This window comes from Flavobacterium sp. S87F.05.LMB.W.Kidney.N, from assembly GCF_004366435.1.
Classification (GTDB): domain Bacteria; phylum Bacteroidota; class Bacteroidia; order Flavobacteriales; family Flavobacteriaceae; genus Flavobacterium.
In genome coordinates, this window is record NZ_SODX01000005.1 from 175,002 (window position 1) to 192,016 (window position 17,015).

At 35.3% G+C, this 17,015-nt stretch carries 7 protein-coding genes; all 7 read right to left on the reverse strand.

Annotated elements, in window-relative coordinates; translation table 11 throughout:
• Positions 1–96 precede the first annotated feature (96 nt).
• The gene (locus EDB96_RS16340) at positions 97–1,893 is read right to left on the reverse strand and encodes a glycoside hydrolase family 2 protein (RefSeq protein ID WP_134141971.1); all 1,797 of its coding nucleotides are present in this window, start codon (positions 1,891–1,893) and stop codon (positions 97–99) included.
• Positions 1,894–2,031: 138 nt separating this feature from the next.
• Positions 2,032–4,440, reverse strand: a complete 2,409-nt coding sequence (locus EDB96_RS16345; RefSeq protein ID WP_134141972.1) for a glycoside hydrolase family 2 protein — start codon at positions 4,438–4,440, stop codon at positions 2,032–2,034.
• A gap of 72 nt (positions 4,441–4,512) precedes the next feature.
• Positions 4,513–5,706 carry a glycoside hydrolase family 88 protein gene (locus EDB96_RS16350; protein WP_134141974.1) on the reverse strand — a complete coding sequence of 398 codons (1,194 nt, stop codon included), beginning with the start codon at positions 5,704–5,706 and terminating at the stop codon, positions 4,513–4,515.
• 225 nt (positions 5,707–5,931) lie between these two features.
• Positions 5,932–7,452: a RagB/SusD family nutrient uptake outer membrane protein gene (locus EDB96_RS16355; protein ID WP_057116152.1), complete on the reverse strand. Its 1,521-nt coding sequence runs from the start codon at positions 7,450–7,452 to the stop codon at positions 5,932–5,934.
• Positions 7,453–7,464: 12 nt separating this feature from the next.
• Positions 7,465–10,467, reverse strand: a complete 3,003-nt coding sequence (locus tag EDB96_RS16360) for a SusC/RagA family TonB-linked outer membrane protein (protein WP_134141975.1) — start codon at positions 10,465–10,467, stop codon at positions 7,465–7,467.
• A gap of 415 nt (positions 10,468–10,882) precedes the next feature.
• Positions 10,883–14,971 (reverse strand): two-component regulator propeller domain-containing protein, encoded by a 4,089-nt coding sequence (locus EDB96_RS16365; protein WP_134141977.1) that lies wholly within the window; start codon positions 14,969–14,971, stop codon positions 10,883–10,885.
• Positions 14,972–15,254: 283 nt separating this feature from the next.
• Positions 15,255–16,883: a hypothetical protein gene (locus EDB96_RS16370; protein ID WP_134141979.1), complete on the reverse strand. Its 1,629-nt coding sequence runs from the start codon at positions 16,881–16,883 to the stop codon at positions 15,255–15,257.
• Positions 16,884–17,015 lie beyond the last annotated feature (132 nt).

The following is a 17,015-nucleotide window of genomic DNA, read 5'->3' on the forward strand; positions in this document are numbered from 1 at the left end:
ATAATGAAGAAAAATCATATAATTACAGTTTGTTTTTTGTTAATGAATTGATAACAGTTTTTATTTCTGATTGAAATGATATGAATAGTTTTTTTCTTATTCGTTTTTCTTTTTGGCGTACCAGTCCTGCATAATGTAAAAAGCTTTCTTTTTATTACCATCGTTTGAAATTAATCCTTTACGATTGTATCCATCCTGAATACCGGGAAGAAGACGTTTTGGAGATCTAAAATCAACTAAAATCCATGGACTTAATCCGCTTAAGTGGGGAATTTTTTCGATCATTTTTAAGTTCTGAATGTATAAATATTCCTGATATTCTTCTGTCCAGCGTTCGTTCTTTTCTCCGTGAAAACCTTGCTTGGCATCTCCTCCAAATTCAGAAACAATAATAGGCTTATTATATTTCGATTTCCATGTTATTTTTTCAGCATCTTCAAGATTACCGCCGTACCAGCCTAAGTACTGATTAAAAGCTACAACATCCAATATTTCTCCAATTGGGTCATCAATTGTTTCTTTTTTAGTTAATAAAGCCGCGCTGACTAATCTCGTATTATCTAGTACTCTTGTATGTGCGGCCAAATTTGTGATAAATGTATTTCTCGCATCTGAGATTGGTGTTTCATTCGCCATTGACCAAATAATAATCGAAGCTCTGTTTTTATCTCTGATGATAGAAGCCGTTAATTGATCTTCAGCATTTTGATAAGTTTCTTTGTTAGTAAATTCTACCGTCCAGTAAACTGGAATTTCTTCCCAAACCATTAATCCCATTTTATCCGCCTCTCTAACCATGTTTTCGTTATGCGGATAATGTGCCAGACGAACATAGTTGCAGCCTAGTTCTTTTGCCCAATTCAATAAACGCAATGCATCTTCTTCAGAATTAGCGCGTCCGCCTTTAGCATTTTCTTCGTGAATTGAAATCCCTCTTAAAAAGATTGGTTTTCCATTTAATAAGATTTTGTCTCCTTGCGTTTCAATTGTTCTAAAACCAATTTGATCGTTTAATTTTTGTCCGTTAAAATTAACAGTTACATCATATAATTTCGGATTTTCTGGCGACCAGTAAGAGATTTTTTTGGCTGGGATTTCAAAGTTTAAAATACCGCCGGCAGCAATTTTTCCTTTGTAATTAATCTTCAATTCAGGAATAGCAATCGAAACTTGATTTTGTGCCGAGTTAAGATTATTGATTTTAATGAATCCAGAAATAATACTGGCATTATTCTTTTTAAGCTGAATCGTATAATCTTCAACAAATGAATTTTCTTCCTCAATTAAAGTTATATCACGAGTAATTCCGCCATAATTCCACCAATCGGTATTCACAGTTGGAACATCTTCTTTATGGCGCGTATTATCCACTTTTATAACCAAATAATTGTCTTTTGGCTGAACAATCGAAGTCACTTCGTAATTAAACGGCGTAAAACCACCAATGTGAGTTCCGAGTTTTTTCCCGTTTAAATAAACATCAGCTTTGTAGTTGATGGCGCCCAAATATAAAAACAGACGTTTGTTAGCTGCTAAATTGTAATCGAAAGACTTTTTAAACCATACATTTCCTTCATAATATTTCAGTTCCGTAACCTGCGAATTCCAATCGCCTGGAATAGTAATAGTTGGCGATTTATCAAAATCATATTCTACCAGCTCCTGTTTGTTTTGAGCATGGTAATTAGTGAAAAATGCGCCTTTTGCTGGTTTTTCCTGTTTGTCGTACTGATCAAGGTGAAAGCTGTAAAATCCCGTTTGATAAGGATCTATAATGTAATTCCAAACGCCGTTTAAAGAAGTCGTATTTCGGTTTGGAACGTTTGAGATTAAATTTTGTGCAAATCCCAGAAAGGAATAGGTAAGGAGTAATGTGGTTAATAGTCTTTTCATTGTATTATAATTTGTTTTGTAATTGTGTTTTGCCACGAAGACGCTAAGGCACGAAGTTTTTTTACTATTTTTTTGTCAGGATGACAACTAGACTAAAAAAAACTTAGAATCTTAGTGCCTTAGCATCTCAGAATCTTTTTACTCAACAGAAATCTTTAAATATTCCCCTTTAAAACTCTGATTCAATGCCGTCATTTCAATCGGATTGCCTGAACCGTCTGGAACAACTTCAATAGAAGCCTTTCCGTTTGCCATTCTTATAGATTCACTTCCCGTTGGCGTTCCTTGATTTTTTAACGTTTTACCGCCTTTCATACATTGAAAATAAACACTCGCTTCATAATCCAGACAGCGTAAATTATTGTTGTCAATTGCAATTGCTGTTACCAGATAATTACCGTTTTTCAGTTTTTCTGAAGATAATTGCAACGAAGAAGCCGTATCATTTTTATTGAAACGGTAATTGACTTTTATGGTGTCAGAAACCGTTTTGCCATCTTTATTTTTACCAATAGCAATTAGGATATTTTCTCCTTTTTTAAAATTGACATCCCAAGTTAAACCATTTGCAGGATATAGCGAAAGATTTCTTTGTTTTTCGCCAAGAGATTTTCCGTTATGAAGTAAAGTCACTTTCTCGCAGTTACTAAAAACACTGATCGTTCTCGGAGTATTTTCTGGACCTTGTCTTTCTGTCCAGGTATGCGATTCTATGTATGTAAAAGGCTCTTTTGCCCAATAGCTTTTAAAAACATAATACGCATCTTTTGGAATTCCGTTTCGGTCTGTTAATCCTTTTTGGTTCATATACGGAATATCATCTTCTGGACGTAATGGCGTTGCAAAATCCTTAAATGCCCATTGAATATTTCCCACAAACGTTGGATCATTCTCGGATATATGCAAATGCCAATCGAACAAATCAACTATATAATTTTCGCTCCAATCTCCAATTTGAGCAATGTTAGCGATTTTAGTCTGTACAATGGCTTCTTCCCATCCTTCTGCTTTTATTACATTTTCGCCTGTAATTGGATTTTCGCTATGACGGCCAACATGACTGTCTCCGCCATATTCGGCATGAATAAAATGCTTGTATTCTTTTTTATAAACATCAATTGCTTTCTGGTAGCTTTTATAACTTCCAGAATACCAGCCCGACCAAATCGAAGGTGAAAAAACATCCACAATATGCGATCCTTCGTAGTATTTTCTAATCGCGGTTTTTCTAGTTGGATCCAGTTTATGAGCAATTTCGTTTAGCTCATTTAAAAAAACATTGGTTTTATCTGCATTATCTCCATCAGGGAAGTCTGGAAGCCAATTGATTTCGTTTCCTAAAGACCAGATAATAATACTCGGATGATTGTAGTTTTGAGTAATGATTTCCTCAAGCATGTTTTTGGTATTGGTTTTCCAGACATCGTTGCCAATTCCGCCACGGCACCAAGGCAGTTCATCCCAAACCAAAAGACCAAGTTCATCACAAGCTTTATATATTTCAGGGTCTTGTGGATAATGTGCTAAGCGAACAAAATTAGCGCCCATTTCTTTGATTGATTTCATGTCTGCCCAATGCTGTTCGTTGCTCATAGCGGCGCCAACTCCCGCTTGTTCTTCATGACGATGCGTACCGCGAATTAGCAAGCGTTTTCCGTTAAGGTAAAACGGACCATGATCTTTAAATTCAAACCATCTAAAACCTACTTTTTCAGAAACACTGTCCTTAATTTGATTTTTTTCTGATAAAATAGCGCTTAATTTATATAAATTAGGTTTTTCGGTATCCCAAAGTTCTGGATTTTTGATGTTTTCGAAAGTGACTGTCGAAGTTTTATCGGTAACAGGAATTGTTTTACTTGCCACTTTTTTTCCTTTCGGATTTTTAAGTGTTACGGTTAATGATAAATCTTTTGAATTATCTGAATTAACAAAAGTAGAAACGATTTGCACTGAAGCTTTTTTGGCAGAAACTTCAGGAGTTGTAATTTTTATATTTTCGATATGATTTTTGTATTTCGAAACCAGCCACACATCGCGCGTGATTCCGCCATAAATAAAGAAATCACTCTTTTGAGACGGGATAATTTCGATGTCGTAACTATTATCAACTCGAACAAAAATATCGTTGTTTCCTTCTTTAATAAAGTTGGTAATGTCAATTGAAAAGCCAATATATCCGCCAATATGCGAACCAGCTTCTTTTCCGTTTACATATACTTTTGTGGTAACATTTGAACCTTCAAAATATAAGGAATAAACACGGTTTTTATCGATTTGCGGAATGTCTAGTTTCTTCTGATACCAGCTGGCATCGCGTCTGTAACCCGGATATAAATCGGTTGCATCTTCGGCGTTCCAGGTATGTGGTAAATTAAGAGAAATCCAGTTTGAAGCTTTTTCGGCTTCGCTGAGGTTTGTTGTATGATTTTCTAAATAAAGCCAGTTGTCATTAATGTTTCTTTTTGTCTGAGCAAAGCTGCTCAGACAAATTTGAAACAAAACAAAAAGCGCAAAAATTGAAAAAGTTTTATTCGGTTTATTCATAGTTACAAAGGTTCATAGTTACAAAGGTTTAAAGGTTTTCTGGCTCAAAGATTCAAAGATTCAAAACCTTTGTTACTTTGAACCTTTGAGCCTTTGTACCTTTATTAATGCTTCTAGAAAATAATAATCGGCGTAGATTATTGGTTCGTCAATTTCATCGTGTTTAGGCCAGTTTCCTGTACTGTGGTCAAAAAGAAAAGGCGCTTTAATTGTGGTGTCTAAAATGTATTTATCGGTTTGTACCGAAGCCATCAGTTTATCGGCGAAAGCCAGATAAGTATCATTTTTAGTATAACCATACAGCTCATATAATGCTGATGCCATAACCATTGCTGCAGAAACATCTCGAGGAGAATTTGGAATACTCGGATCTTTAAAATCCCAATACGGAATTCCATCTTCTGGCAGGTTTTTATTGGTTATAAAAAACTTAGCTGTCGCTTCGGCTTGTTTTAAATAGGCAGGATCTTTTGTATATCGATAGGACATCGTAAATCCGTATACTGCCCAAGCTTGCCCACGTGCCCAAACCGAATCGTCATTATAACCTTGAAGCGTAGTTTTCTTTCTCACTTCGCCAGTCGTTGGATTATAATCGATAACATGATAACAAGAGCTATCTGCTCTAAACTGGTTTTTTAGAGTTGTATTGGCATGCTGAATCGCTACATCACGGTATTTATTGTTTCCAGATAATTTTGAAGCTTCAAAAAGCAATTCCAGATTCATCATATTGTCGATGATTACAGGATAATCCCAAATTTCCTTGTTGAAATCCCAAGAACGAATCGAACCCACTTTTGGATTGAACCTTGTACACAAAGTTTCAGCGCCTTTAATAATTACCGCTTCGTATTCTTTTTTGTTTTCCACTTTTAGAGCTTCTCCAAAACTGCAAAACACTTTAAAACCTACGTCATGCGAATTACTGTTGACACTTTCTTTTTTGCTGAAAGGAGTCCATTTTTGAGCTTGTTCTTTATATTTTGAATCGCCTGTAAGTCGGTACAATTGCCAAAGATTTCCAGCAAAAAAACCGCTTGTCCAATCTCTCGACGGCACTTTACGAATTTCAAGAGTTTTTATATTCATACTTCTAGGCATAGACATCGAATCGACTGGATAATCGAGTAACATTTTGTAACGCGTTTCCAGTTTTTCTGTCGCTGCAGAGGTAGTTTTTGTGTGAGTATTAATTCCGGATTTGCACGCTGTTACCAGCGATGCAAACCCAAGAATTAAAGAAATGAAACTGACATTCTTCATATTAAATATTTTGTGATCGTAATTTTTAGACGCGGATTTGACAGATTAGCTATCGCGAAAACGCGGATTTATACGGATTTTATTCTCTCGCAGATTTGGCAGATTTGGCAGATTTTTTTTTACTTTATCTGCTAAATCTGAGGGAAACCAATTACGCGTGACGTAATAAAAAAATCCGTTTGATCAGCGTTTTTGCGATAGCAAATCCGTTTCATCTGCGTTTAATTAATACCCAGGATTATTTGGTTTTAGATTCGGATTGATTGCCAATTCTGTTCCAGGCAATGGCCATAAATAATCTCTGTTTGGATCAAAATTTGGATGAGGTTCAAGACCATTCGGACCAAATACTTCAGGACCATTTTTTAGTCTCTTAATATCGTACCATCTAATGTATTCGAATGCCAGTTCTAATCTTCTTTCGTCAATTACCATTTTTCTAAAATCTGTCTGAGACAATCCAGGTGTTACATTTGCAGGAAAAGAAACCAGTTTTCCAGCTTTGTTTCTCGCTCTTGCACGAACACGGTTTACATAGCCGTCAGCTTCTGTTGTTCCGGGATTGATTTCGTTTAAAGCTTCAGCAGCCGTTAGTAGAACTTCTGCAAAACGCATTGTAATGTAATTGTGCTGCGAAGTTCTTCCGTTAGCACCTGCTTTTCCTGGAAAGCGGAAATATTTAGCAATGTGCGGACGAGGCGCTTTCTCATTATCGCTTGAAGGATAAACTTGCAGTGAACCGCCTGGACCAGTTTTCTTTCTGATAATCGTATCAAAGCTTACTGCTCTTCTATAATCTCTTTGATCCCAAGTTTGAAATACTTTTAAAGATGGAACGGCAACAGAAAACCCTTGTCCGTAGCTGTAACTGTCATCTTTTAAAGATCCTGTAAAAAATGCTGTATAATCCTGACCGTAGTTTCCAGATGTTAAGTTGTTAAAATCAACTGTAAATAATGGTTCTTTAAGTGAAGCTGTTTTTGTGGCATTGAATAAATCTTGAAAATCAGCATCTAAACCTAAACCAAATTTGGCTTCGTTTGTAATTACATATTTGGCTTCATCATAGGCTTTTTGGTAATTGCCTAAAGTCAGATAAACAGATGCTAAATAACCGGCTGCTGTACCTTTTCCTGGCACTGCTTTTACTTTTGGTTTATCATCCAGCCATTGTTTTGCAAATTCTAAATCGGCAATTATTTTTGGGTAAACATCTGCTTCTTTGGTTTTACTTAAAGAGTTTACCTGCGCCACATCATTTACAACAAAATCAACATATGGAATATCTCCAAAAAGGCGAACCAAATGATAGTACGTAAAAGCTCTTGCAAAATAAGCCTGAGCCACAATTGCATTTACTTTTGCAGGATCGCCAGGTGTTTTCTTAGCGCCTTCAATAGCTTGATTGGCTGCGGTAATTATTACGTACGACTGCGGCCAAAAGTTTGCAACAAGCGCATTAGTATCGTTCATACTCATATCATTTACATCGATACGCGCGGCCTGAGTAGTTCTGTCGCCAATATCTGCCATATCATCGCGAAGCATTAAGGCAATTGTAAATTCTCTTCCCCAATAGTTATTGTGGGCAATATTGGCAAAAGCACCGTTTACAGCGGCTTGTAAATCGTCTGTATTGTTAAAAAAGTTATCTGGACGAATAATTCCTACTGGTTTTTCTTCCAGATCAGAACAACTGAAGAAATTCATTGTTCCTAAGCAAAGAAGAGCTATATATTTTTTCATAGTGGTTTTAGATTAAAATTTCACATTAAATCCTGCTGTAAATGTTCTCACGTTCGGATATCCTCCATAATCCAATCCTAAATTGGTGTTACTTCTTGAATTGGTGTCGTTTAAGTAATTCGTTTCAGGATCTGAACCAGGATAATCTGTAATCGTCCAAAGGTTTTGTGCACTGATGTAAAAACGAACTTTACTTAATCCCATTTTCGAAACAATTTTTTCATCTAAACTATATCCTAAAGAGATGTTTTTCAAACGAATGTAACTTCCATCATACACAAATCTAGAAGTGATTCTTTTGGTTCTGGCAGCATTTGCAGGAACATTTGTATCTGTATTTGTGGGTGTCCAAGCATCTAAAACCTCAGTTGTTGCATTGTTATTTCCCGAGGCTAATTCCATCAAAGTATAGTTTAAGATTTGATTTCCTTGTGAACCTTGGAAGAAAATATTTAAATCCAGATTTTTATAAGTGAAATCATTGTTGAACCCGAAGATGAAATCTGGATTTGGATTTCCGATGATTGTTTTATCCTGAGAATCTAATTTTCCGTCGCCATTGTAATCTCTGAATTTTTCTCCTCCTGCAGCTGTTTCAAAATTTCCTGGCAACACCGCTTCACCTTGCTGAATTACGCCGTCATAAATAAATCCGAAGAAAGAACCAACTGGCTGACCCACTCTCAAAATCTGAGATTCAGTTGCCAAGAAGTGGCCTGGAGCAGAGTTGATTAAAAGATCTTTATTATCAGCTAGTTTTAGTACTTTATTTTTGTTGGAAGAAATATTAAAGTTTGTTGACCAAGTAAAATCTGCACCAATAAAGTTTTTAGTGTTGATTCCTAATTCCCATCCTTTATTTTCTAATTCCCCAACGTTTTGAAGCTGCGAAGCAATTCCTGAAATTCCAGGTAAAGGTCTGTTAAACAATAGATCTTTAGTAATTGTTTTATAATAATCAGCCGTAATACTGATTCGGTTATCAAATAAACCTAAATCAATTCCGTAATCCTGCTGATAGGAAGTTTCCCATTTCAAATTCGGATTATCCAAAGAAGTCAATTGCACCGCATTTACAATTACGTCACCGCTCACATCATAAATTTCAGAGAATCGCGATAAAGTAGAGTAGGCGCCAATTGAAGGGTTTCCTGTTGCTCCATAACTCGCTCTTAATTTTAGATTAGAGACCATTTTGCTGTCTTTTAGGAAATTCTCTTTTCCTATGTTCCACCCAATTGCACCAGAAGGAAAGGTTCCGTATTTGTAGTTTTTACTAAAGCTTGAAGAACCGTCTCGTCTGGCTGTAAAAGTTAGTAAATACTTATCGTCATAATCAAAATTCAACCTTCCGAAAGCAGAAATTAATTCCGTTTCAGATAAATTTGAATCTGGTTTTAAAAATACAGTTCCAGCGCCTAAATTTCTATACGAATTGGTATTGGTTAAAAATCCTCTTGAAGCAGCATATGAACTTTCATTTTTATTTTTTTGATAGGAATACCCGCCAAGAACCGTCAAAATTCCTTTTTCAATAATTTCACGTTTGAACGTCAGGTAGTTTTCTGTTAAAAAAGAAGAAAATCTGGTATTGTTTACAGAAGCTTCTCCTTTGATATTTTTTCCGGCAATTAAAGTAGAAGGAATAAACCTTCCCGTCTGCGAATTATTATCGGTTAAACCTAAAGTAGTTTTAAAATCAAGATCTTTAGTAATCTGATATTGGGCAAAGAAATTGCTTCTGTTTACAATAGAAACCGTTTCCAGAATATTTTCCATTGCCGTAGCGTACGGATTATCAATATCATCCCCAATTGGAGCTGTTGTAGTGTAAGTTCCGTCAGCGTTGTAAATTCCTTTGTCAGGCATAAATCTGTACGCAGCTGCAATTACACCCGCAGCACCAGTTCCTCCAGCTCCTGTCTGGCTGATAATTCCTTCTTTGTTTTGTTTGCTTGTAAAAGTATTTAAACCGACTTTGAATTTTGGAGACAAATCAGCTTCAAGATTTCCTACTATGGTGTATTTATCAATTCCTGAATTAATTACAACTCCATCTTGGTTGAAATACGTTCCCGAAACATAATATCTCACATTGTCAGATCCGCCAGAAAATGATAATTGTGTATTCGAAATCATTCCATCTCGGTAAATAACATCCTGCCAGTCTGTATTTGCAGGTCCTTGTGTGTGCGTTGTAAAACTTTGTCTGTATGCTGCAAACTGATCAGCATTTAATAAATGTAATTTGTTATTTACTGATTGGATTGAAGTAGAATTACTAAATTCAATAACAGGTTTTCCTGGTTTTCCTTTTTTAGTTGTTACCATGATAACCCCGTTTGAACCTCGAGATCCGTAAATTGCAGTAGCCGAAGCATCTTTTAAAACCTCAATAGAAGCAATATCCTGAGGTGCCGGCATCGAAACTCCTGCAAAACCATCAACGACAATAAGTGCATCACCGCTGGCATTAATCGAAGTTCCGCCACGCACCCTGATTTTCACTGGAGCACCAGGTTCACCACCGTTATTAGTCATTACAGAAACACCCGCAGCACGGCCTTGCAAAGCTTGTTCTGCATTTAAAAGTGGAAACGCGGTTAATTCTTTTGCTGTTACAGAAGATACAGAACCAGTGATGTCGCTCTTTTTACGCGTTCCGTAACCTACTACGATTACTTCGTCAAGGGCTTTTGTATCCGGTTTTAAACTTACGTTGATTACGGTTTTGTTTCCAACTGGAATTTCTACAGTTTGAAATCCGACAAAATTGAAAACTAAAACAGCATTTTTTTCTGAAACGATAACAGTATAATTTCCGTCCATATCTGCAGATGCGCCTACAGATGAATTTTTAATATAGACATTCGCCCCAGGAAGTCCGAGTAAATCTTCGCTCGAAGTAACTTTTCCAGTTACTTTTCTTTCCTGCGCATTCATCATGAAATTTACCAGTAAAAAAGATACCAGTAAACACCATTTAAACGGTTTGTTTTTTTGGTTTGTAAACATTCATTTTTTGGTTTTAAGGTTAATAAGTTAGATAAAGTAGAAAAGCAATAAACTCATTCCGATTATCACAATGACAAACAGAATCTGTAGTAATAAGAAGTTTGTTTTTTTGATTTTCATATGGCAAATGTAGAAGCCAAAAAAGAAATAGAAATACAAAAAAGGGTATCTAAAAATACAGATACCCTTTTTTAAGCCTTTAAAAATGCGGATTGTTTACGTAAAATGTGAGATGTGAGATGTGAGATGTGAGATGTGAAAATTGAAAAGTGAAATGTTAGACGTGAGATGTTAGATGTAAAAAGTGAAAAATAAAAAGTAAAAAGTAAAAAGTGAAAAGTAAAAGATGTTCACATCTAGCAATTCAAATTTTCACATTCACACATTTCACATTTCACATCTAACATTTCACACTTTACATCTCACACTTTTTATAAAATTTGTCTGCGTATTGCGACGGCGTTTCTCCGTATTTTTTTTGAAAGCATTTGCTGAAGTATTTCGGATTGTTAAAACCGACTTTATAGCTTACTTCTGAAACATTTAATTTATTTTGTTCTAATAATTGAGCCGCACGTTTTAATCTGATTTCATGTATGAATTCGTTTGGTGTGCAATTGGTCCAAGCTTTGATTTTTAGAAATAACATGGTACGGCTGACACCTAATTCTGAACAGAAGAAGGGAATATCAAATTGTTCGTTTGAAATGTTTTCTTCTACAATTTTAAATGCTTTTTTCAATAATTCTTCATCCAAAGAAGAAACGGTGATTTCTGATGGAATAAAACTGTCTTCGCTTGAAAATTTGATTTTTAAACGTTCAGTCGTGTTTAGAATGTTTTTAACGCGAAGTCTGAATTCCATTAAATTGAATGGTTTACTGATATAATCATCGGCACCGCTTTCCAATCCTTCAAATTTATAAACCAATGAAGATCTCGAAGTTAATAAAATAACCGGAATATGACTGGTTTTGAGATTTTCTTTTATTTTCGAGCAAAGTTCTGTTCCAACCATTTCTGGCATAATAACATCACTGATAATCAAATTTGGAACAAATTTTAGTGCTTTTTCAAAAGCAATTTTTCCGTTTTCGGCCTCAATTATATTATAATCTTTTTTGAGCAGGTTTTTCATGAACTTTCTCAAAACCTTGTGATCTTCAACAATTAAAATCGTTTGTTTTTCGTCGTTTACAATTAAATCTTCGATGTCTTCGTTTTCAATTACTTCCGATGGTTCTAATTGTGCTGTATATTGTGCAATATCATCACTGATTTTAAAATCGGGAATAATTTCGCTGTCTAAAAGGTGGTTTCGCCCAAGCGGAAGTGTAACCTTAAAAATCACACCGCCTGTTGGTTTGTTCTTAACATCAATATTTCCTTTGTGCAGTTTTACAATGTTTTTTACAATCGAAAGTCCAATTCCAGTTCCTTTATTGTAGTTTTTTTGAACTTGATTGTGCATCGGAATTTCAAAAAACAAATCAAAAATTTTATCGATGTGTTCTTCCGAAATACCAACTCCAGAATCTTCAACAGCAATAAAAAGATTTTCTTGGTCGTGATTTATTTTAATGTTGATTGAACCGCCTTTTGGTGTGTATCGAAACGCATTCGAAATCAAATTATAAAAAACACGTTCGAGTTTGTATCGGTCAAAATAAACCAGAATTTCTTCATCATCAGTTTCAAAAGTATACTCGTAACCGCCGTCTTTGGCATATTCTATAAACGATAAAAAGATTTCTTTAGTGAATTTTACAATGTTTCCGTTTGCAGATTCCAGCGTTGCCTGATTATTTTCCAGTTTTCTAAAATCCATTAGTCGGTTAATTAAACTCAGCAAATGATTCGCGCTTCCTTCAATTACTAAAAGCTTTTTATACATTTCGTTCGTTCCGTTATAGTCAGCCAGAATTTGCTGTAACGGACCTAAAATCAATGTTAAAGGCGTTCTGAATTCGTGCGAAATATTGGTAAAGAAATCCAGTTTAGCACGGTTGTTTTCTTCCACACGTTTGCTTTCCAGATATTCCAATTCGAGTTTTTGTTTCAATCTGGCTTTCGATTTCATAATCCAGATCAAACCGTATAAACCTAACCCAATTATGATTCCGTACAGCAAAAATGCCCAAATGCTGCGCCAAGGAGCCGGATTTACAATTACGGTAAGTGTCGTTGGAGTTTTGTTCCAAATGCCGTCGTTATTGGCACCGCGGACTTCAAAAGTGTAAGTTCCCGGATTTTGAATAGCAAAATTGGCTTCTGAATTTTTTGTAGTAGTCCAGTTGTTTTCCAAACCCGTTAAGCGATAGCTGTATTGATTGTTTTTGGATCGAATGTAATTTGGAATTGCAAAGTTTATAGAGAAATTGGCTTTGTCATAATCTAAGGTAATAGTTTGCGTAAAACCAATGCTTTTCTCTAAAATTTCAGCTGAATCGCCTGGATTTATGGTTTTATTTTTAATTTTCAAATCGGTAATTAAAACCTGCGGGGCATATTGATTTAAGGAAATTTTGGATGCATCAAAATAAGTCGCGCCAGACGGGCTTCCAAAATAAAATTGATTTGAACTTAATTTTAAAGCCGAATTGTCATTGAATTCATTACTTGCCAATCCATCTTTTTGATCGTAAATGACAATGTTTTTTTGATTTGTATTGTATTTGATAATTCCCTGATTGGTGCTGATCCATAGGTTTTTATCATCATCTTCTAAAATAGAATGTATAGAAGTAATTAAAGTACTTCCAAATCTGAGATTGATGCGGTTGAATTTTTTTCCATCAAAATACTGAAGTCCTTTTGCTTTTGTTCCGACCCAGATTTTGTTTTGAGAATCCTGAAACAAAGTCAAAATATCATCGCCTGATAAAGAGGAATGATCGTAAAAGAAATGCTGAATTGCATATTGCTTCGGATTAAAATTTCGTAACGGGATGCGGTTCAGTCCGTTTTGAGTTCCAACCCAAAGAAAATTATGTTTGTCGACTAAAATAGTTCGGATAATATTATTGGTCAGAAAAACAGATTTTGTATTGTCGTTTCCAATTAGCTGGAAAGTTTTATCAATTGTATTATAGCGAATTAATCCCTTTCCAAAAGTTCCAATCCATAAAATACTGCCTTCTGTTTTAAGAGAATATACACCGGTTTCTTTCAGTAAATCCGTTAAATCAGAAGCAATTCGATTGTCTTCAATTCTTTTCGTAATAGTATTGTAGGCAGATAATCCTTTAGAAAAAGTACCAATCCATAAAATACGATCGTCAGAAAGACACATCGATTTGATGTCATTTTTATTTGTCTGCCCAGTTTTGCTGTTGATGTAGCTTGTGGTTTCTGTACTTTTATTATAAATCGTAATGCCGCCGCCTTCTGTTCCAAAATAAATATTCTGGTTTTTATCTGCAATAATCGAACTCACAACATCAAAACTCATCGGAATCTTTTTTGAATTTTGATTGTAATTAGAAAAATTGACATTTGAAACGTCCCAAAGATTCACGCCTTTGTAATAACAGCCAATCCAAATAGAACCTTTTTTGTCCTTAAAAAGTGACTTTACTTTGTCGATTCCGTTACTGTTATTGCTGTTGTTTATTTTCTGCAGACTTTTATCCAAACCTAAAATATAGATTCCGTCATAAGCTCCAATCCATAAAGAACCTTGATTGTCAATTACTAAAGATCGAATGTCGGGATTAATTTCTCTGAACTTTTCATTGTCCAAAAAAGAAACATAAGATTTCTGTTTTTGATCGAATTTTAAAAGACCTTTATTTTTTGTTCCAACCCATAAATTACCATTTTTATCTTCTATAACCGACTGCACATTCAATAAATCAACATTATTAAGCGGATAATTTTTAAACTGAAATTTACCGTTTTTTCGATTGGTTAGCTGACATAAACCTTTTGTAGTTCCAATCCAGATTTCTCCTTTTTTGGTTTTTAGAATGCTTAGAATATTATTGCTTGGAAGGGTAGAAGCATCATCGTCTGAATGGAAAACCGAAGTAAATAATCCAGATTTTTTATTGTAAATCGTTAATCCTTTTGAAGTTCCAAACCACATTTCGTTGCCAATTTCCTTAATGCTCCAAACGGCGTTATTACTTATCGTGTGATTGGCTTTGGTATGCAGATATCTTGTAAATTTATTCAAAACAGGATCATAACAGTTTAATCCATTGTAAGTTCCCACCCAGATTTTACCAGAGTTATCTTCTTCAATTGCCAAGATATCATTGTTGCTGATAGACGATTTATCATTGGCATCATTTCTAAAAATAGTAAATCGGCTGCCATCGTATTTATTTAATCCGTCTCGTGTACCAAACCACATCTGCCCAAATTTATCCTGATGGATGGCAATGACAGAACTCTGCGAAAGTCCGTCGGTCGTAGAGATGTTTTTAAGACGGTATTTATTTTGGGAAAACAGGTTTCCGCTGATAAATACGATAAACAAAAGAGCTATTTTGAATTTCATAGCGTTTTTTTTTAAGGTTCAGAGAGGCAAAGGGGGCAAAGGTGCAAAGTTTCTACTTATGATTTAATCTCGCAAAGTCGCTAAAACGCAAAGCTTTTCTCATTTTTGTCATTTCGACGAAGGAGAAATCTCCACTAGTAGCTCTACAAAGATTGGCAACATCCTATATGGAGCAACTTACGAAGATTTCTCTCCCGAAGCCTCGGGATCGAAATGACAAACTATTCTTAATTAATGATTATAATGAACAAATAAAGCCTTTTGTTTTAATGACTTTTCGAAATTATTCTAATCGCTTTTTAAGCTGATACTCATATATTGACGGAATTTTTTCAATGGCTTTATTTAAAAACTCAATATAGGGATCAACATCGTATTTGATTTCAAATTTCGTATTTCCATGAACGCCAATGATTCTGGCGAAAGCACCGTCTTTCATTCCGTATAATAAAACAGGTTTAAGTGGATCAGGGTTTGAAACCTGAACATTTAAGTTCCAAAAAGTACTGAAAGGTCCGTGCGAAGGTTTCCAGTAATCCGCTCCGCCGCCGCCAAATAGGTAATAGCTGTTATTTTTATCAGCAGTAATATGAACCGTAATATTATCAAACAAATTTTGATGATTTGCTCCCGAATGCTGGTCTAAAAGAGCGTCTTCAAAAATCTCACAATTTTGATACACATTTTTAGTAGAAAAAGTATTGAAGCTCAACGGGTGAACTGCTTTATTGTAGATTTTTAAGTTCTTGACTAAAACATTATGAACGCCTCCTAAAGTTACGGTATAATGCGATAAATGAGGACCATCGGTAATGATATCCTGAACGGTTACATTAGAAACTTCTTCGGCTAGAATACCGCTGTCGGCATTGGTAATTTTGACGTCTTTTACCCAGCTGTTAAAAAGGCGCGTTAGGAAAATCGCATTATTTCCGGGTTCAACGTGATGCGCCACTCTCGGAATATCGGGAAAAGTAAAACGTAAATTTTCAATTCCCACTTCATTTAAATGTTTCCATTCGACGAGTTGTGCATGGTAACTTGGCTTTATCGAAATGGTTAAAGGTGTTTTTAAAGTAATTTTAGAGGAAGATATTTTAATGATTTCAACTTGCTGTCTTACAATTGGAAGTTTTGGAAATTTCCAATGATGCGAACCAGGCTTGACTTTTGCCCCTTGATATAAATCTTTTATAATTTCGCCGTTTTCGCCATCCTTATTAAACAACTGCAATTCGACAATATCGCCGACTTTTAAATTTTTCACTTCGGAAATATTAATGACAAATTCACCCATTTTTCCAGAACTGACTTTTGCTAACACATTAGGTTCGGGTTCATATTTATCCAAATAAGATTTCACACGTTCATTGGGAATCTGTGTCCAGATAAAACCTCCCGACCATGCATATTGTGAAAAAGGCAAATCAATATTATTTTCGGGTTCGCGTTGTCTTTTATCAAAAGAGGTTAGGTATTCTCTAAGTTCCGCAAGAGATTCAGGATCTTTAAGATACATCATTGGTCTTGGGCAGTAGATTTCAGTTCCGTTTTCACCAGAACCTGCACCGCGAAGTACAAAATTGCTTCTTTCGATGTAGAGAATATCGCTTAGAATAATTCGGCCTGCGGGTAATTGTAAAATTACATTTCCATCGACTGCATTTGCTGCTTTTAAAGCTTTGAGGAATGCTTTTGAGTCGTCTAGATTGTCATTTGCTTTTACGCCAAAATCAGCGGTATTAATAATTTTTCCTTCGGTTTCTGGAAGTTTGCTTTCTCCAAAATGATAACCTGCATAGCTAAAATCAGGAAGGTAATTGGTTTTTGAAGTAATAATTTTTGGTAATTCCTGCGCCATTGTAATATTTACAACAAGGCTGCAAAAGATAGTTATGGCTGGACGAATCATGGTTTTTGTGGTTGTGTGGTTAGTTAGTTTTTTGTTTGCCGCAAAGGCACTAAGGCACAAAGTTTTTTTATTTTTTTATTTCACGCTCCCGATAGCTATCGGCAGTGTGAAATATAAATCTTCGCGACTTTG

Excerpts from the sequence above, each read along its gene's own strand:
- EDB96_RS16360 (WP_134141975.1), bottom strand. The coding sequence starts at position 10,467 with ATGTTTACAAACCAAAAAAACAAACCGTTTAAATGGTGTTTACTGGTA.
- EDB96_RS16355 (WP_057116152.1), bottom strand. The coding sequence starts at position 7,452 with ATGAAAAAATATATAGCTCTTCTTTGCTTAGGAACAATGAATTTCTTC.
- EDB96_RS16365 (WP_134141977.1), bottom strand. The coding sequence starts at position 14,971 with ATGAAATTCAAAATAGCTCTTTTGTTTATCGTATTTATCAGCGGAAAC.
- EDB96_RS16370 (WP_134141979.1), bottom strand. The coding sequence starts at position 16,883 with ATGATTCGTCCAGCCATAACTATCTTTTGCAGCCTTGTTGTAAATATT.
- EDB96_RS16340 (WP_134141971.1), bottom strand. The coding sequence starts at position 1,893 with ATGAAAAGACTATTAACCACATTACTCCTTACCTATTCCTTTCTGGGA.
- EDB96_RS16350 (WP_134141974.1), bottom strand. The coding sequence starts at position 5,706 with ATGAAGAATGTCAGTTTCATTTCTTTAATTCTTGGGTTTGCATCGCTG.
- EDB96_RS16345 (WP_134141972.1), bottom strand. The coding sequence starts at position 4,440 with ATGAATAAACCGAATAAAACTTTTTCAATTTTTGCGCTTTTTGTTTTG.